General features: G+C 39.8%; 17 protein-coding genes. 3 read left to right on the plus strand and 14 right to left on the minus strand.

The window, feature by feature from the left end; genetic code table 11:
- Positions 1 to 22 precede the first annotated feature (22 nt).
- The 6 genes from B3P16_RS19435 to B3P16_RS19460 form a co-directional block, all read right to left on the minus strand.
- On the minus strand, positions 23 to 979 hold the full coding sequence (locus B3P16_RS19435) for a 3'-5' exonuclease (RefSeq protein ID WP_286843953.1): 957 nt from the start codon (positions 977 to 979) through the stop codon (positions 23 to 25).
- A gap of 71 nt (positions 980 to 1,050) precedes the next feature.
- Positions 1,051 to 2,373, minus strand: a complete 1,323-nt coding sequence (locus B3P16_RS19440; protein ID WP_286843955.1) for a M16 family metallopeptidase — start codon at positions 2,371 to 2,373, stop codon at positions 1,051 to 1,053.
- Positions 2,363 to 3,622, minus strand: coding sequence for a M16 family metallopeptidase (locus B3P16_RS19445; RefSeq protein WP_115048529.1), 1,260 nt, complete (start codon positions 3,620 to 3,622; stop codon positions 2,363 to 2,365). Before B3P16_RS19445 ends, B3P16_RS19440 begins: the two co-directional genes overlap by 11 nt.
- A gap of 20 nt (positions 3,623 to 3,642) precedes the next feature.
- Complete coding sequence (gene hemF, locus B3P16_RS19450; RefSeq protein WP_070560847.1) at positions 3,643 to 4,539, minus strand: oxygen-dependent coproporphyrinogen oxidase; 897 nt, start codon at positions 4,537 to 4,539, stop codon at positions 3,643 to 3,645.
- A gap of 19 nt (positions 4,540 to 4,558) precedes the next feature.
- Complete coding sequence (locus B3P16_RS19455; protein WP_070560849.1) at positions 4,559 to 5,563, minus strand: NAD(P)H-dependent glycerol-3-phosphate dehydrogenase; 1,005 nt, start codon at positions 5,561 to 5,563, stop codon at positions 4,559 to 4,561.
- A gap of 88 nt (positions 5,564 to 5,651) precedes the next feature.
- Entirely contained in the window at positions 5,652 to 5,987 is a 336-nt protein-coding gene (locus B3P16_RS19460) for a Rieske (2Fe-2S) protein (RefSeq protein ID WP_070560851.1), read from the minus strand.
- Positions 5,988 to 6,055: 68 nt separating this feature from the next.
- Between B3P16_RS19460 and ychF the strand changes: the two genes are divergently transcribed.
- Positions 6,056 to 7,156, plus strand: coding sequence for a redox-regulated ATPase YchF (gene ychF, locus B3P16_RS19465; RefSeq protein WP_070560853.1), 1,101 nt, complete (start codon positions 6,056 to 6,058; stop codon positions 7,154 to 7,156).
- A gap of 77 nt (positions 7,157 to 7,233) precedes the next feature.
- On the opposite strand, the gene B3P16_RS19470 is transcribed toward ychF, so the two are convergent.
- Positions 7,234 to 7,530: a YgaP family membrane protein gene (locus tag B3P16_RS19470; RefSeq protein ID WP_046676248.1), complete on the minus strand. Its 297-nt coding sequence runs from the start codon at positions 7,528 to 7,530 to the stop codon at positions 7,234 to 7,236.
- A gap of 135 nt (positions 7,531 to 7,665) precedes the next feature.
- On the opposite strand from B3P16_RS19470, the gene B3P16_RS19475 reads away from it, so the two are divergent.
- Complete coding sequence (locus B3P16_RS19475) at positions 7,666 to 8,511, plus strand: ATP cone domain-containing protein (RefSeq protein WP_286802562.1); 846 nt, start codon at positions 7,666 to 7,668, stop codon at positions 8,509 to 8,511.
- Positions 8,512 to 8,585: 74 nt separating this feature from the next.
- Here the strand turns inward: B3P16_RS19475 and ispE are convergent, their stop codons facing one another.
- From ispE to B3P16_RS19500, 5 genes are all read right to left on the minus strand, one after another.
- Positions 8,586 to 9,401 carry a 4-(cytidine 5'-diphospho)-2-C-methyl-D-erythritol kinase gene (gene ispE / locus B3P16_RS19480; protein WP_286802561.1) on the minus strand — a complete coding sequence of 272 codons (816 nt, stop codon included), beginning with the start codon at positions 9,399 to 9,401 and terminating at the stop codon, positions 8,586 to 8,588.
- 30 nt (positions 9,402 to 9,431) lie between these two features.
- On the minus strand, positions 9,432 to 9,959 hold the full coding sequence (locus B3P16_RS19485; RefSeq protein ID WP_046676245.1) for an adenine phosphoribosyltransferase: 528 nt from the start codon (positions 9,957 to 9,959) through the stop codon (positions 9,432 to 9,434).
- Positions 9,946 to 10,908, minus strand: coding sequence for a helix-hairpin-helix domain-containing protein (locus B3P16_RS19490; RefSeq protein WP_070560859.1), 963 nt, complete (start codon positions 10,906 to 10,908; stop codon positions 9,946 to 9,948). Before B3P16_RS19490 ends, B3P16_RS19485 begins: the two co-directional genes overlap by 14 nt.
- A gap of 106 nt (positions 10,909 to 11,014) precedes the next feature.
- The gene (locus B3P16_RS19495; protein WP_070560902.1) at positions 11,015 to 12,319 is read right to left on the minus strand and encodes an efflux RND transporter periplasmic adaptor subunit; all 1,305 of its coding nucleotides are present in this window, start codon (positions 12,317 to 12,319) and stop codon (positions 11,015 to 11,017) included.
- A gap of 22 nt (positions 12,320 to 12,341) precedes the next feature.
- A complete protein-coding gene (locus B3P16_RS19500; RefSeq protein WP_159332923.1) occupies positions 12,342 to 13,721 on the minus strand; it encodes a TolC family protein in 1,380 nt (459 codons plus the stop codon).
- A 114-nt stretch (positions 13,722 to 13,835) separates the two neighbouring features.
- On the opposite strand from B3P16_RS19500, the gene B3P16_RS19505 reads away from it, so the two are divergent.
- Positions 13,836 to 14,387 (plus strand): polysaccharide deacetylase family protein, encoded by a 552-nt coding sequence (locus B3P16_RS19505; protein WP_376746068.1) that lies wholly within the window; start codon positions 13,836 to 13,838, stop codon positions 14,385 to 14,387.
- Here B3P16_RS19505 and B3P16_RS19510 read toward each other — a convergent pair.
- Entirely contained in the window at positions 14,384 to 15,181 is a 798-nt protein-coding gene (locus tag B3P16_RS19510; protein ID WP_112374687.1) for a DUF4249 family protein, read from the minus strand. The genes B3P16_RS19505 and B3P16_RS19510 overlap by 4 nt on opposite strands.
- A 6-nt stretch (positions 15,182 to 15,187) precedes the next feature.
- A complete protein-coding gene (locus tag B3P16_RS19515; protein ID WP_070560867.1) occupies positions 15,188 to 17,512 on the minus strand; it encodes a TonB-dependent receptor in 2,325 nt (774 codons plus the stop codon).
- Positions 17,513 to 17,587: the final 75 nt, after the last annotated feature.

Consider the following 17,587-nt stretch of genomic DNA (forward strand, 5'->3'; position numbering starts at 1 on the left):
TTTTCTAAGCTATTAATTAACGTTATTTTTTAAATTTATCTTGCAATCCTTTCAGCATATCCAAAGAAATGTTCTGCGGCGCTTCTTCTTTTTGTTGATTGAATTCCTTTTTCGCAAGTTTTTTATCTTCTACAGAATGGGGGGCTGCAGCTGCTTTTGCCTTTTGCTCACTCTTTTCCTTTTTATACCGATTCCAGATATTCTCCAAGACCTTCTTGGTATACAATGGAAAATCACCATTCTGCATCCATGCGTAGTAACTGGGCTCTTGCTCAAATACTTCTATAACAGGTCTTCCTTTATGTTTACCAAAATTGATCGTTTCCAATCCCTCCGCATTATAGACGAGACGTCCGGCAAAATCTACAGGTTTACTTAGGTTGGTAAACGTATGTAGCGCCTCAACATCGTTTACGACAGGATAAGATACTGTCCCATGTTTATCTTCGAATGCTGCGCCTTCATATTTTGTCAGCTGCGCTTTCAAGACCTCATATGTGGCACGAACATCCGCTTCCGCTGTATGCGCATTTTCAAGATCTTCGTTGCAATAAAACTTGTATGCAGCTTTCAGCGTACGTTGTTCCATCTGATGGAAGATATTTTGAACATCCACAAATGCTCTACCCTCCAATGAAAAATCAACACCTGCCCGTAAAAACTCTTCCATAAGCATTGGGACATCGAATTTATTGGAATTATAGCCCGCGAGATCTCCATCGGCAATAAAAGCCGCAAGTTCCACTGCGATTGCTTTAAAATTAGGAGCATCCTTCACATCTTCATCATAAATGCCGTGAAAAAAAGAGGATTCCGCAGGGATAGGCACTTCTGGATTGATCTTCTTTGTATAGACTGTTTCTTCACCACTGGGCATCACTTTCAGAAATGATACTTCCACAATACGATCGGTCGCTACATTAACACCTGTAGTTTCCAAATCGAAAAATACCAATGGTCTTTTTAATTTTAATTCCATGCTGGATAATACACTTTTTTATCAAAAACCAAAAATACAAAGTAGTATTCGATTTTTGTAGTCTAAGAAATTTAATTTACAACCGCTTGATGAACTGGTTCTACTTGACTGATTTTCCCAACAACAACCTTCACCATGGCATCGTAGTCCAAGTATTTATTGGCAAGATGCTGCACCTTCTCGGGCGACATATTTCTGATCTGTTCCATATAATAGGAATAATAGTTCAATGTCATCCCATTTAACAAAACACTTTTGAACTTGTCGGCATGCGAAAAGATACTTTCCAACGAACCCAACATAGAACCTTCCATATAGGTCTTCACAAGATTGACCTCATCCTCGGAGGCCAAAGTTGTTTTCAACAAATTGATCTCCTTTTCTATTTCAGTCAACGTGGCCTGTGTTACATCTACCCCAACTTCAGTTACAATGGTCATAAAACCAGTATGTTTCAAGGTAGCAACAGCCGAACCAATGCTATAGGTATACCCTTTTTCTTCTCGGATATTGCGCATTAGGCGGGAACCGAAAAAACCACCTAATAATGTGTTGACAAATTGTAATGCCGGATAATCGGGATGTTCCCTTCCAATTGTCTGACAGCCTAACCGAATGGCAGACTGCAAGGCATTATCTTTTTCCTCATAAGCCAGGTTATTTGAACCTTGCACCAAAACTGGGACTTCCGAAGGAGATACAGCAGCTGCTCCTTGCCAATCGACACCGAAGATTTGCTCCATCTCCTGCAAAAGCTCTTCAGAAACATTACCCGAAACAATTAATGTACAATTGGTAGGAACAATTTCCCTACGGTACAATTCGATCAGCTGCGCACGCGTAATTGCATCGTAATCTGTTAGTTTTGGTGTACGCCCATAACGGTTGTTCTCACCAAAGATCAAATTGTAAAATTTGCGTCTCGCCAGATAATCATTTTTCTGAATAGAAACTTGAAACTTTTGCTTGTTATTACGCAAATAGGTATCTAACTCCTGTTGCGGAATCGATGCTTCCGTCAGAATATCTTTTACAAGCGGCAAGAGTACTTGACTATGTCTATTCAATGTATAAAGCGACAGAGAAGTTACGTCAAAAGAATATTCAGGAACAAGAAATGCTCCGTAGAAATCCACTTTATCTGCAATCTCTGCACTCGACATGGTCTTTGTCCCCTCCTTAAGCAATGCACTTAAAGTACTATTTAACAACGGATTTTCAGCCGCACCGTCAAGATAGGTATTCTCAAAGATCCATTCTATCCGTACCAGTTCCTGCTCGGGCGACTGGAATACATAGACAGGCAATCCGTTTGCAAACTGCTTCTTGATTGGTTCTTTCAAACTTATATTTCCAATTTCACGGAACTCGGGTGCTTTTGTTCTATCCAACATGTACAGCCTCCTCTTGTTTTGATTTATACATTAATATAGAAGCATTCTCCGGTCTAAAAATAACCTGAGCTTGCTGTTGAACTTCCTCAGCACTCACCGACAAATATTTTGAGACCTCTGTGTTGATGCCGTTTGCATCACCCAGCAACTCATGGAAAGCCAAGTTCATGGCTTTATCCAAAATAGATAGTTCTGCAAAAACATTTGTCGATTCGATCTTATTCTTTACTTTTTCCAATTCAGCTGCAGGTACTAACTCGGATTTTATGACCTCCAATTCTGCCCACACCGCACGTTCAGCTTCCTCTAGCGAGATGCCTTCCGATGGTTTTCCTTCAATAACAAAGAGGTTATTGTCGATACTTCCCATCACATAAGCATTTATTTCACTAAATAACTGCCCCTCTTTTACCAATCGACGATACAAACGTGAAGAAGAGCCCCTCGATAAAATGTCCGACAGAAGATCCATTGCAAAATACCCCTCTTCCAATCGAGCAGGGCCATGAAATGCCATATAAAGCGCATCCAAAGGCACCTCTGCCCAAGTCGTTTCACGCCTAATCTTATCTTGCGCGGGTTCTTTAGGCAATTGGCGATTGTATTTTTCGCCCGCCTCGATATCGCCAAACCATTTTTCAGTCAAAGCTTTTACTTCCTCAAAATGAACATCTCCAGAAACAACCATAATTGCACTCTGCGGATTATAATGTAATTTGAAAAATGCTTTAACATCTTCCATTGTAGCCTCTTCAATATGGCTCAGTTCTTTTCCGATGGTTGCCCAACGATACGGATGTACCTGATAGGCTAATGGACGTAATTTTAGCCAAGCGTCACCATAAGGCTGATTCAAATAACGCTGTTTGAATTCTTCACTCACGACATTCCGCTGCACTTCGAGGCTTTGTTCGGAAAAAGCCAAACTTAACATCCGGTCCGACTCCAACCACAATGCCGTTTCTAGATTTGAAGAGGGTAAAGTGATGTAATAATTTGTAATATCGTTGCTGGTGAATGCATTATTCTCGCCACCCACTTTTTGTAATTCGGTATCGAAATTAGGAATATTGATACTTCCACCAAACATCAGGTGTTCAAATAAGTGCGCAAATCCGGTCTGTTCCGGCGATTCATCCCTTGCTCCCACATCGTACAAGATATTGACGCAGGCCATGGCTGTATTATGATCCTCGTGTACCAATACACGTAGGCCGTTTTCCAACGTAAATTTTTGATAAGAAACCATCTATTTTTTCTTCGATGTTTTTAAATCCAGTTAATACCTTTTCGCAATAAAGATAAGGTTTTGGCTTCTTCGGAGCCTTCTTCAGGACGATAGTCATATACCCAATTGGCTTGGGCTGGTAGACTCATCAATATGGACTCAATCCGACCATTCGTTTCAAGTCCAAATTTAGTCCCCGAATCCCATACGAGGTTAAATTCGACATAGCGTCCGCGACGGATCAATTGCCAATTTTTCTGTTGATCTGTAAAGGTTTTATGTCGATTTTTCTCCACCAATGCAGTGTAGGTTGGTGCAAACGTGCGTCCAAGGTCACAGGAAAAAGCAAAAATATCTTCCATGCTCACCCCCGTTTTTTCAGTATTCAACTTATCGTAAAATACACCTCCTATGCCACGTGTTTCCTGGCGATGTCTGATATAAAAATAATCATCCGCCCAATTTTTAAACTTTTCATAGTAGGTAGAATCATGTCTATCACAGACATCTTTCAGCTGCTGATGAAAATAACGCGCATCCTCTTCATCGATATAATGCGGAGTTAAATCAATACCGCCGCCAAACCAACGAATCTGATCGTTCAGTTCAAAATAGCGGATATTCATGTGTATAATAGGTACGAAGGGATTGTTTGGATGGATTACAATGGAAACTCCTGTCGCAAAAAAATCATCTTCTTCCACCGCAAATGACTTTTTGATCGCTTCAGGTAATTTGCCATACACAGACGAAAAGTTAACGCCTCCTTTTTCAAAAATTTGACCATTTTGAATGATCCTGGTGCGACCGCCACCGCCGCCTTCACGCTCCCACAATTCTTCTTCAAAGCGTGCCGATCCGTCTAATTTCTCCAGCGCCTGACATATTTCGTCCTGAATTTCTTTATAAGCTAAAGCAATCGCTTCTTTTGTTATCATCTACTCTATTGCTACTTTATTATGTTAATTTTTCGCTCAATGCTTGAATAATTTTAGATGCAGGGAGGTGTTCATACAAAATTTGATGCACGGCATCGCATATTGGCAATTCCACCGCATATTTTTTCGCATACTCTTGAATACATGCCGATGCGTAATACCCTTCAGCCACCATATTCATTTCCAACTGCGCAGATTGTACACTGTAGCCCTTTCCGATCATATTACCAAAGGTTCTATTTCGGCTAAATTGGGAATAGGCTGTTACCAAAAGATCCCCTAAATAAGCCGAAGTATTCACATCCCTTGACGTATCACCATCTACTTTACCTACAAAACGACGCATTTCGCGAATTGCATTGGAGACCAGCACAGCCTGAAAATTATCACCGTAACCTAAGCCGTGACAGATACCTCCAGCTAACGCATAGATGTTTTTCAATACTGCACCAAATTCTATTCCGAGTACATCTTCCGAAAGAATCGTCTTGATAACCCTTGACGACAGAAAGGAAGCAACCAATGCTGCACTATCCAGGTTCTTACAGCCGAAAGTTAAATACGACAATTTGCCTAAGGCAACTTCCTCCGCATGGCAGGGACCACCAACCACACAGATCTGTTCAATATCGACCTCATAGCGTTGCTCCAAAAACTCACCGATAATCAAATTATCTTTGGGAATAATCCCCTTGATGGCTGAAACAACAATTTTATTTCTAAAATCTTCCTTCGTCACATTGGCCAGTGCATCCTTCAAATAGGCCGCAGGCGTATTTAAAATGACAATATCTGAATTAGTAATTACATTTTTAGCATCGGTATCAATCGTCGTAATACTAAGATCAACCGAAACACTGCTCAGGTAAGTCGGGTTATGTTTGAATTTTTGAATATATTCTGCATCCTCTTCCTTTCTTACCCACCAAAAAATATGCTTGTCTTGGTCATTTTCACATAGCATCTTGATCATAGCAGTAGCCCAACTTCCGCTACCAATTATACCAATCTTTTTCCCCTGCATGTCTTTAATTTGTTTTCGACAGCAAATATACTTATTTACTAACGAGATATACGATTCACGCGGTGAGATATGATACTTTCGTTACTTTTTAAGCAAATAAACGCTCCCAGAAGCCTAATTCCAAGCCAACATAATAATCGTTGTTTTCGAATTTTATGGGGTAAACGCGAATAAAATCATGCTGTTCGGGATTACCTCTTCCCGACACCAGATCGAATTCATGGCGATGAAAAGGACAGATTACTTTGCCACGTTCACACCAGCCATTTTTCAATGGTGCCCCAGCATGTGGACATTTAGGCGAGAAAGCATAGAGTTGGTCTTCGTACCAGGTAATACAAATAATTTTTCCACCAAATTTATGTTCGCTGATGCCCTGATTTTTAAGAAAATCGGCATGTTCAATTTTGTACCAATGAACCATTCGACAAGATAGCTAAAAATTACAGTGAATTTTCTATCTTTGTGCAATTTCAAAAATTTGCACTATATATGGCTTTACAATGCGGTATCGTAGGTTTACCAAACGTCGGTAAATCAACATTATTTAACTGTTTGTCGAACGCGAAAGCGCAAGCGGCTAACTTTCCATTTTGTACAATTGAACCAAATGTTGGGGTAATTACCGTACCGGATGCCCGTCTCAATAAATTAGCTGAATTAGTCAACCCGCAACGAATTGTTCCAAACACCATCGAGATTGTCGACATCGCCGGTCTTGTGAAAGGAGCTTCAAAAGGTGAAGGCTTAGGCAATCAATTCTTAGGAAATATTCGTACAACAAATGCTATTATTCACGTTTTAAGATGTTTTGACGATGGGAACGTGATCCACGTAGATGGTTCGGTAGACCCAATCAGAGATAAAGAAATCATTGACACCGAATTGCAGCTTAAAGATTTGGACACTGTAGTAAAACGTATCCAGAAGGTAGAAAAAATGGCTAAAACAGGCGGCGATAAAGATGCAAAAAGAACGTTTGACATCCTATCAATCGTCAAAGATCATCTTGAAGCTGGAAAATCCGCCCGTACAGCAGCAATAGAAGCGGAAGATTTTGAGTTTATCCAGGATTTAGCCTTGTTAACGGCTAAACCTGTACTTTATGTATGTAATGTAGATGAAGGTTCTGTTAATACAGGTAACGCTTACGTAGAACGTGTTAAGGAAGCTGTAAAGGATGAAAAAGCCGAGGTATTGATTATCTCAGCACAGATCGAATCTGAAATCGCACAACTGGAAAGCTACGAAGAACGAAAGATGTTTTTAGACGACTTGGGTCTTGAAGAATCTGGCGTACATAAGCTCATCCGCGCTGCATATTCGCTTTTAAATTTGGCGACTTATTTTACCGCTGGTGTACAGGAAGTTCGCGCCTGGACGATTGAGAACGGATTTACAGCCCCTCAGGCTGCAGGTGTAATCCACACAGATTTCGAAAAAGGGTTTATCCGCGCTGAAGTAATCAAGTATGACGATTTTGTCTCACTTGGCTCCGAAAATGCAGTAAAAGAAGCTGGAAAATTATCAGTGGAAGGAAAAACATATATTGTCCAAGATGGCGATATCATGCACTTCCGTTTTAATGTATAATCATTCCCACCTGTTCAAACAGATAAATACAAAAAAGAGACCAGTACATTTCATGTACTGGCCTCTTTTTTTTTGTGTTATTTAACAAAATAGCGGTGTTCAATCACCTCTACTTTTTTGATATCCTTATCTTCCAGCACTTTCTTAACATCACAATGACCAGTTACGCCGCGATAGATCAGCGCTCCGCCAAGGGTCAATCCTGATAATCCAGTCAGTGGTGATTTAAAAAGTTTTTTAACACCCAAGCCCAATATGAATCCGCCGGCAATCACCGACAGAACACGCTCAGAGGTGCCAATATTTTCTTCGATACAATCGTCTTCGATCTTTGTTTTTATCTTATCAAATGCAAAGTTTAGTAGGTTACTCATAATTATCTCCATTTTATTTATCGTACATGTTATAAACAAATGGTGTCCTAAAAAAGTTTAGGAATAGAATAATAGTTTTTTATGTTGTTTCTCCGACGACATCTCTTATATTCGTATTTAACAAATTAGAGATACATGCAAATCAAAAAATATTCTGGTGAATTGGTACCCTTTAATGGTGAATCGCTACGTCATTCGCTTTCTCGTTCCGGTGCCAATGCTGACCAGGTCAATCAGGTCTACGATAAGGTACTCAACGAAATATATGATGGGATTTCAACAAGAGAACTCTATCAGCTGGCCTTTGATACGTTAAAAACTGTGCGAAATTCTTACGCCGCTCGCTACAGCCTTAAGAAAGCCCTGCGTGAACTTGGCCCCGAAGGTTTCTACTTCGAAAAATACATTGCCCACCTTCTGCGATCCATCGGATATGAAAGCACCACCGGACAGACCGTACAGGGACATGCCGTTTCCCATGAATTGGATGTTGTAGCCTATAAGGACGGTAAACTGATCACCGCCGAATGCAAATTTCGAAACGATATTGACGCAAAAATATCCGTAACGACGCCCATGTATTATCTTTCAAGATTCAAAGATATCAGCAATATCAATTATCAGTTTTTTGGAAAACAGCTGCAGTTTCAAGAAGGCTGGCTGATTACCAATGCATACTTCACCTCCGACTCGATTGATTTTGCCAAATACTATCATATCAACTTGCTTTCTTGGGATTATCCAAAAGAAAATAGCATTAAAAAAAGAGTAGACAAAGCTGTTTTCTATCCGGTCACTTGTCTCACAACTCTTTCCGACCTTGAGGAACAGCAACTGCTCAAAAATCAACTTATTTTGGTAAAAGATATCGTGAGTAATCCCGAGAAATTGGATCTCCTAAACTTAACAAAAGAACGGAAAGAAAAGGTCTTAAACGAGGCTCGCGAACTCATCGACTATCAGGTGGAAGAAGAATATTAATTATAAAAAAAGGTGTTATGTATACCTGTTTGGACAGCTATACATAACACCTTTTTCAGTAGTCGATATTACTTCTAAAGCTTGGTCGGATGATAGATCTTGCCATATTTCGCAAGTTCGCTTAAATCTGTCTTTTCCCAAAATATACCATAAATGGCTGCTCCGGACCCTGACATAGAAGCGTAAATTGCTCCTTTTTGATATAAAGTTTCTTTGATTTCTTTCAACAAGGGGTAACTTTCGAAAATACCATCCTCAAAATCATTTCGAATATGAAACTTCCACTCTTGGATGGGCAAACGAATCGCTTCTTCCAAATTAACTTCAGGTGCCTTAGGTTGCACAGCAGCAAAAGCCTCAGCCGTAGAAATATGAATATTAGGCATAATTACCACAAGATGGTAGCCATCCAGATTTAGATTTAAGTCTTTAAAATCTGTCCCAATACCTGTTGCAAAAACAGGATTATTTGCGATAAAAAAAGGACAATCGGCGCCTAGCTTTGCGGCGTATCCCGCCAGCTGCTCTTCAGTAAGATTCAATTGAAAGAGCGTATTGAGTCCTTTCAAAACAAAAGACGCGTCCGCAGAACCGCCGCCTAATCCTGCTCCAATCGGAATTTGTTTGACCAAATCAATGGAAACGGATGGAATGCCATAATCTTTTTTCAACAATTCAAAAGCTCTTATACAAAGGTTATCATGGAGATTCCCTGGGATACGTTCCCCTTGAATGTTTAGTGTTGTCTCCGCAGCAGTCGTTTCCAATAATTCGATAATATCGTAAATCGGAAGTGGATAGAAAACGCTATTCAGTTCATGATAACCATCCGTACGCTTGGCAATGACTTGCAGCCCAATATTTAGTTTAGCGTTTGCAAAAAGTATCATGTGAATTGCTCTAAATCGTATATTTCAAAATTAATAACTTACCAATGAAAAGATATTATCACTGAACCTAGATAACCGTCCTTTCGCTTTAAGGAAATCCAAAGAGATAATAAAACTGTAGGCGACAATCTCCCCACCAAGTCGTTCAATAAGTTTACTGGCGGCAACGACGGTACCCCCTGTCGCTAAAAGGTCGTCGTGAACCAATATACGGCTTCCTTTTTCAAAAGCATCTTCATGGATTTCAATGGTTGCCTGGCCGTATTCCAGTGCATAGGATTCAGATACGGTTTTAAAAGGCAATTTACCTTGTTTTCGGATTGGAATAAAAGGCAAGCCCAGCCTATTGGCAAGTAAAAATCCAAATAGAAAACCCCGACTCTCAATTCCAGCAATAGCATCTATCTCTATGCCTTGCAATTGATCAATAATCGCATCAACCATTTCGCTACACAATGCCGCATCTTTCAACAAAGGGGTAATATCTTTAAAGACAATACCAGGTTTAGGAAAATCCACAATATCCCGGATTTCCAGTTTCAATTTATCTTGAATCATTCTCAAATATTAAATAAGGCGCAATCTTCGCAATCGCAAGATCTGAAAGTGTTCCTATTTTTGTCAAGTCCTCAATATTGACATAACTTCCATGCTGATCCCTATAATTGACGATTAGTTTCGCATCTTTAGGGCTAAGATACGGATGTTTGGCCAATGAATTTGCATCGAGCTTATTAATATTGATTTTTTTGATTCCATCTAAATTGGCTACAACAATATAGTCTTTAATCTGGTCATAGGTCTCCGCTGTAACTCCATAAACCTCCTTTAATTGTTCTATGCGGTAGAACCCACCAAGAACCTCTTTATATTTCAAAATGCGTTTGGATAGAACCGAACCTATCCCTTTAAGACTGATTAATGCTGTGGTATCACAGGTATTAATATCGATAAGCTCGGCTTTATTTCTTTCAAACTTATCGTAAAGCAAAGGCGCTTTATTTTGTTGTTTTGTTCGCGCTGAATCAGGCATTGTTTTGATTTGAATGTAGGGCTCTAATCTGTTGTAAAGTCGGCCATTGATCGAGTAAATTTTCTTCAGATCAGTTTTTACCCTAAACCTTCCACCTTTTTTTTCATAGTTTTTCAGGACCGCAATCTGTTTATCAGAAAGCCCCAACTTATGCCAATCAGCGTGTGGTAAATTGTTTGGATCAAAATAGAATAGTTTGGTCTCTTCCAAAACCGAATGTTCAGATATTGCCCCCGCACTTTTGTCTTTAGTCGAATAGGTTGCCTCGACCTCCTGTTTGTTTACCGGACCAGAGACCTCAAGAGAGTCATGAAAGGATTGTTCAAATAATTTGGCCTGATTGGGAATTGGATCGCGCGTATTGCTTTTAATCAAAGCATAGATCGTCACAAACAACACAATGATTACCAAAATAATGAAAAACCCATTTTGTTCTGTTTTATTAAATTTAAAATAAGCCAATAGCCTCTTCATAAGCCGCTAAAAATTGGGATATCTAAATTTAATAAATTATAAGGAAAATAAAAAGGGAATTATTAAAAACAATTCCCTTTTTATTAATTATTATCTACAAAGAGATTTATAACTTTGACTTGTCCACTTTTTCAACTTGGCTACCATCCTTTAAAGTTTTTGAAATAGCATCAAATGGCCGAGAGACCACTTCATCCCCTTTTTTCAGCCCTGAGGTAACGATGATATTTTTATCATCCTGAATACCGGTCTTTACCAACACCTGCTTAACAGTTTTATCTTTTAGGACAAATACATACTCCTCCACTTTCTTATTTGTATTGGTAGAATCTTTATCATCAGAACGCACAGTTACCGATTGAATCGGAACAACCAGCCCTTTATCATGTTTTGTAAATATCTGAACGGTTGCTGAAAGCCCCGGCTTAAATGGCGATGCAACGTTCTCTTTCATCAAGTCCTGATACGATTCTGCACTGATGCGCACTTTTACATTAAAATTTGTTACCTGATCTGTCGATGATGTCGTCGTCGTTGTTGTTGCTATATTTTTAGACGAGCTAGCAATTTCCGTCACAACACCTTTAAACTTCCTATCCTTAAAAGCATCGACTTCGATCTCAGCTTGATTCCCTACCCTTACATTATTAATATCATTTTCATTTACATCGACATTAACCTCCATCGAGCTCATATTGGCTATACGCATAATTTCTGTACCTGCCATCTGCGCCGTTCCAACAACACGCTCTCCCTTTTCGATAGACAAGAGCGAGATGATACCGTCTGAGGGCGCATAGATTGTCGTCCGATTCAAATTATCCTGTGCTTCTTTTACTGACGCTTGTGATTGGTCAATGCCATATTTTGTCGAACGTACCGTTTCCCTTTGTGCTTGGATAGAAGCCTGTGCAGCAAAATATTCGGCAGAACTTTTATCCATTTCTGAAGCAGAAATAACACGTTTTTCGAAAAGCTCCTGATTCCGTTTATAGGTAGCGGCAACATTTTTGAAGTTTTCTTCTTGTTGTTTTAATTGCTGTTGTGCAGCTGCGAGATTGGCCCGCTGTGAATTCATTGCCGCAACCGAACGATCATAACCAGACTGCAAAATATCAGGTTTGATGCGACAGAGCACCTGTCCTTTTTTAACAAAATCACCTTCTTTAATGTTAAGCTCAACAACCTCTCCAGATACCTCCGAACTCAACTTAACCTCCACCTCAGGCTGAATCTTCCCACTCGCAGAAACTAATTCATCGACATCGGCCTCCTTTACGACATCCACAGCGACTTTAGTAATCTCTCCCTTTCCAAACCAGCCAGCTTTAAAACCTATGAAGCCAAGGACCACCAAGAGCACTACGATGATCAGTATAATTTTTCCAATGCTACGTTTTTTCTTTGCCATTTCTTTTGTTAGTTCAAATAGATTAATTGTTATCAAATTGAATTGGATTTCCAAGGTAATAATCGATGATCTTCGATCTGAATATTACGTTATATTTTGCTTGAATAAGGTCAAATTCGGCCTTATTTCGTTCTGTTTGAGCTGTAAACAATTCCAGTGAATTCGCCATACCAATATCATAACGCTCCTTTGTTGCCTTGAATGCTGTTTCAGCACTTTCAAATGCTACAGTAGCCGAGCTATAGCGTTGTTTGGCCGCATTCACATCCAATACAGCCTGATTAACGGCCTTGTTTAAGTTATTTTTTGCCAACTGCTCGGATGCCTCCGCCTGTTTCAAACCAATCTTTGCCTTGGCCACATTCACTTTATTCTGATTTCTCGAAAAAATAGGAATAGCAAGAGATAAACCTGTGAAAAATGACTTATTATCCGATACTTGCTGGCCAAAGGGCACTCTAAAAAGAGTTGCAGGATCTAAGGGATCGGTTTGTCTTGTCGTTGCAGAGGAGTAATTCGTTCCATAACTCACATTCAGATTGAGTGTAGGATAATAGCCTCCCTTCGCGATATCGATTTGTTTCAATGCCACCTCTTTATCCAATGCAGATTTGTGAATATCGGGCTGTAAGGTGAGCGCTTTTTGGTAAACATCCACGGCATTCTTATCCACTGCATGAACCAATATGGCTTCCAGACTCGGGCGTTCCAAAGAAATAACGGTTTCAGGAGGCATTTCCATCAACTGCTTCAAGGTCAACAAAGACATTTCGTATGAATTTTTTAGATTAACTTTGTTCAGTTCATTTGTGGCAACCTGATTTTTTGACTTAGCAAGATCGGCAATTGTTTTATTACCAACTGCAAATTGGATGGAGTCCAAAGAAAATTGTTGCTTTGATAAAGCAATCTGATCTTCACTGGCAACCATCATCTCATGATTGGTTATTGCTTCCAAATAATTCACCAACACATTGAGCACGAGATCATTCTTGATCTTATCTACCTGAGTCGCTGTAGACTCCAGTTGCAATTTATTCGCTTTGATCTGATTGACCTGCTGAAAACCCTGAAATAAGTTGACACTAGATCCCACGGAGCCACTGGTTCCTTTTGTCCAAGTGTTATTAACGATTCGTCCAGAAGTTAAATCGAAACCAAAACCATAACGGAAACTTTGATCCACAGTAGCACTCAGGTTTGGCAACAAATTACTTTTTGCCTGAAACAGGTCCTGCTCAGCAAGATCTTTGTTCAGGGCCGCTTGCTTTATCTGTACGTTCCGTTCCAATGTCATACGAATGGCCTCGGCCACCCCCACAACCTGTTGGGCTTGAACTAAAACATTAGTTCCAAGAAATAACCCAGTAAATACTACTGCAGAATAATAAAATCTTTTCATGTCCATATGTAGAACCATACATTTTTTTTTAGATTTGAACTTCATTTATCGGTTATGTATTTTGTCAAATCTCCATTTTTCCTTAGATGGCTATATCCCAAATCAATATGGAACATGCCACGTCATGAAAAAAAAGTCTATCTTACTTTTGACGATGGTCCAATTCCTGAAATTACACCTTTTATACTCGATATCCTAAAAAAATATCAGGTGAAGGCAACATTTTTTTGTGTTGGTGAAAATATTAAAAAAAATCCACATTTGTTTCAACGAATTTTAGCGGAAGGACATCAGGTGGGCAACCATACTTACAATCACCTCAAAGGCTGGGAGACAAATGATGAGCAGTATTTGGCAAATGTTGCAAAATGCCAGGAACTGACCCAAACCGATCTTTTTCGCCCGCCTTATGCCCGAGCAACAAAATCCCAACTCCGTCAACTCTATAAAAAATACCGTGTGATCATGTGGGATATTATGTCGGGTGATTTTGATCCGAATTTAAGTCCCCAGAAATGCCTCGAAAACGTTTTGCCCAACATTAAAAATGGCTCTGTTATTATTTTTCATGATAATATCAAAGCCATTCCCCGTGTCGAATATGTTCTCCCTAAAACAATAGAATTTCTATTAAAAAATAACTATCAGCTTTCGAGAATAGATTAAGGTTTACTTCTAGCAAACGTCACCTCAGATTCATAATATTTACCTACACTGACACTGAAATACCCCAATGCATTGTTGCTTAAATTTGAAATCGGATTAGATGGCGAAGCCGAACCAGGATTAATCATTTGAAAACTATTCCAGTAATTGTAGGCGCCTACATCGATACATTGACGTAGGATACGCACACGATCACCAACTTTCAAATCTCTATCGCGGTCGACAATATCATGCTGCACCTCTAAGCCATTGTTATACTTATCGTTAAAGACATCAATAAAACGTAGTTTACCTCCATTCACCGACATCTTATACTTATAATAATTCCCTTTTTCCGGGGGGTCAACAAATACGAGAGTTGGATAATAAATGGTATCAGTAAAAATAATGCGCTGTGAAAGCCCTATAGAATCCACATCCACATAGCTGGGAACCTTTGATACCCCTTGGATCTCCCTTCCATCAGCGGTCTTTACCTGCAACTGGTAAGTGACCTTCTCCTGTAACCGTAATGTCTTATTGGTATACAGCCCGTCAGCCCCCGCTTGAAACGTATAAGTGCGATTATTTTGCATATTCTTAACGATCACTTCTGCATCTGTTATCGGAGAAAACAGCGAGTCTTTAATACTTACAACCTGCTGTATACTAATCTCATGCTGTTGATCCGAAACCATCAAATCTGCGGTGATAACCAATTGACCTGTATTTTCGGGCAGTTCCAAATCTATTTTGTCTTCGCAGCTCCCTAAAGTAAATAATGCAACAGCTATAACTCCTAATATCTTCTTCATACTTTGCTAAAATTTAAAATTCCACGTAATCGATGGTATCGCTCCAAATAATGCTATCCGATAAATCTCGGTGACATTGGATTGTCCTTCTTTTTCTCTAAAGTCGATCAAATAGGCATTTTTTCGGTTATAGGCATTGTAGAGACCAAACGACAAGCTCGAGTAGCTATTCTTTGTTCGCTTAATATCATAAGTTGCTGCCAAATCCAGGCGGTGATAAGCTGGCATCCGCTGCCCATTTCTTTTATCGTAATAGAAGATCGTACGATCGTCAACAAAATATTTCCCCGCGGGCATCGTTACGGCGTCACCTGTATAGTAGACAAAATTGGCGCTCAAATTCCACTTCGGATTTAACTGATACTGCGCCACAATGGCTATATTATGGGTTTTATCCTGCCGCGCACTAAACCACGCACCATCATTGATCTGTTCAAATTGGCGCTCACTTTTGGATAAAGTATAACTCAGCCAGCCGCTAAATCGCCCCAGTCTCTTTTTCAGAAACCATTCAATGCCGTACGCTCTACCTTTTCCAAACAGCAATTCCCCTTCCAGCAATTCATTTGCCTGTAGATCGGCGCCATTCCTATAGTCAATCTGGTTCTTTAAATCTCGATAATAACCTTCAACAGAGAATTCATATCTGTTGGATGCAAAATTCCGAAAGTAACCCAGCGAATACTGATTGGATAACTGCGGCTTAATTGTATTATTGCTCAGTACATATTGATCGGTAGGAAGGCTGCTGGTCGTATTACTCAGTTGATGCAAATACTGAACATTGGTATTAAACGAAGCCTTTACCGTTGTCAAATCATTGATCGCGTAGTTTAAGGAAATGCGAGGCTCCAGATAGACGTACTTTTTACCCAACTTGCCATTTCCTACATAGGTAGAATCCACGGCCTCGCCAGCAGGATCGAAAGTATAAAATGTTCCCGGTCCCAATGCTGCGTAAGCGGATGCTCTCAGTCCAAAGTTTAATTTTAAACGGTCGGTAACTGACCAGTCATCGGTTAGATATGCAGCAACATCAACACCCTTACGATGTTGAATTTGCAATGAATTCACCTTCGAATCTTCCCCCGCTTCGATACTTGCCGGTCGGATTTCCTGCAGGGCTGCCTGCAATCCAAATTTTAGATTGTGACGGTCCGAAAGATTGTACTGAAAATCTTGCTTAAAATTGTAATTAAAGATATCTGAGCGGATCTTAAAGTTATTATCATCCTCAATCTTAACCTGATAATTGAATTTACTAAAAATTAACGTTGTATTGCTAAACAACCTATTGCTCCAGACATGGTTCCAACGCATGGTTCCAGTCGCATTTCCCCAATTGAAATCAAACAAATCATGATAAGCCATTGCATCCTTACCGAAATATCCAGACAAGTAAAGTGTATTCTTATCATTGATGCGATAATTAAACTTTGCATTGAGGTCATAAAAAAAGAGCGCACTCTTCTTAATATTCTCATCACTTGAAAGTTTTAAGAAAAGATCCGCATAAGTACGTCTGCCGGAGATCATAAATGAGCTCTTGCCTTTTTGAATAGGTCCTTCCAATTTAAGACGCGAGGCGATAAGTCCCAAGCCACCTTCTACGTTGAAGTGCTGATTGTTTCCATCCAAGGTGGTTATTTCCATAACCGACGAAATTTTACCCCCATATTGAGCCGGAACCCCACCCTTGTAGAAATTAACGTCTTTGATCGCATCGGAATTAAAGGTCGAGAAAAAACCGAACAGATGGGAACTGTTATAGACAGGAGCCTCATCCAGCAAAATCAGGTTTTGGTCGCCACCACCACCACGCACATAAAAATTGCTGCTTCCTTCCCCACCACTGGTTACTCCTGGAAATAGCTGTATGGTCTTGAGAATATCTTTTTCTCCAAATAGTACAGGGACTTTTTCGATTTCTTTAGGGCTAAACTGCGTAAGCCCAGGCGTTAGATCCTTTATTGATTTGCGCCTATTTCCGGTCACGGTAACCTCGGCGAGCTGATTTTCCTCAGGTACCAACTGAATAATATAAGTGGAGTCCTTATCCAGATAAACAGAAAATCCTTTTGTTCGATAGCCTACCGACGATACTTCTATCCCTTTGCTGCCATCACGGACAGACAAGCTAAAAAAACCATATTTATTTGACGCAGTGGATTTTTCCTCCGCATCGTTTCGTATCACGGCACCAATAATATTCTCACCGCTGATACTGTCCCTAACAAACCCCGAAATAGATTTAGACTGTTGACTATACGCTTGCTGCGCGCAGAACAAAATGGAAGAAAGACAAAAAACAACCTTTATAGGTTTAAACATAATCAAGTGAAGTCAAAATTTTGCTGAAAATAATAAAAAAGCCTCACAATTTGTAAGGCTTAATAATAAGTTTAT

This window comes from Sphingobacterium sp. UBA7631 (assembly GCF_002483935.1).
GTDB classification, from domain to species: Bacteria; Bacteroidota; Bacteroidia; order Sphingobacteriales; family Sphingobacteriaceae; genus Sphingobacterium; species Sphingobacterium multivorum.

Bases quoted from the DNA above. Each gene is read 5' to 3' on its own strand.
- B3P16_RS19435 (WP_286843953.1), bottom strand. From the start codon at position 979: ATGGAATTAAAATTAAAAAGACCATTGGTATTTTTCGATTTGGAAACT.
- B3P16_RS19440 (WP_286843955.1), bottom strand. From the start codon at position 2,373: ATGTTGGATAGAACAAAAGCACCCGAGTTCCGTGAAATTGGAAATATA.
- B3P16_RS19445 (WP_115048529.1), bottom strand. From the start codon at position 3,622: ATGGTTTCTTATCAAAAATTTACGTTGGAAAACGGCCTACGTGTATTG.
- hemF (WP_070560847.1), bottom strand. From the start codon at position 4,539: ATGATAACAAAAGAAGCGATTGCTTTAGCTTATAAAGAAATTCAGGAC.
- B3P16_RS19455 (WP_070560849.1), bottom strand. From the start codon at position 5,563: ATGCAGGGGAAAAAGATTGGTATAATTGGTAGCGGAAGTTGGGCTACT.
- B3P16_RS19460 (WP_070560851.1), bottom strand. From the start codon at position 5,987: ATGGTTCATTGGTACAAAATTGAACATGCCGATTTTCTTAAAAATCAG.
- ychF (WP_070560853.1), top strand. From the start codon at position 6,056: ATGGCTTTACAATGCGGTATCGTAGGTTTACCAAACGTCGGTAAATCA.
- B3P16_RS19470 (WP_046676248.1), bottom strand. From the start codon at position 7,530: ATGAGTAACCTACTAAACTTTGCATTTGATAAGATAAAAACAAAGATC.
- B3P16_RS19475 (WP_286802562.1), top strand. From the start codon at position 7,666: ATGCAAATCAAAAAATATTCTGGTGAATTGGTACCCTTTAATGGTGAA.
- ispE (WP_286802561.1), bottom strand. From the start codon at position 9,401: ATGATACTTTTTGCAAACGCTAAACTAAATATTGGGCTGCAAGTCATT.
- B3P16_RS19485 (WP_046676245.1), bottom strand. From the start codon at position 9,959: ATGATTCAAGATAAATTGAAACTGGAAATCCGGGATATTGTGGATTTT.
- B3P16_RS19490 (WP_070560859.1), bottom strand. From the start codon at position 10,908: ATGAAGAGGCTATTGGCTTATTTTAAATTTAATAAAACAGAACAAAAT.
- B3P16_RS19495 (WP_070560902.1), bottom strand. From the start codon at position 12,319: ATGGCAAAGAAAAAACGTAGCATTGGAAAAATTATACTGATCATCGTA.
- B3P16_RS19500 (WP_159332923.1), bottom strand. From the start codon at position 13,721: ATGAAAAGATTTTATTATTCTGCAGTAGTATTTACTGGGTTATTTCTT.
- B3P16_RS19505 (WP_376746068.1), top strand. From the start codon at position 13,836: ATGCCACGTCATGAAAAAAAAGTCTATCTTACTTTTGACGATGGTCCA.
- B3P16_RS19510 (WP_112374687.1), bottom strand. From the start codon at position 15,181: ATGAAGAAGATATTAGGAGTTATAGCTGTTGCATTATTTACTTTAGGG.
- B3P16_RS19515 (WP_070560867.1), bottom strand. From the start codon at position 17,512: ATGTTTAAACCTATAAAGGTTGTTTTTTGTCTTTCTTCCATTTTGTTC.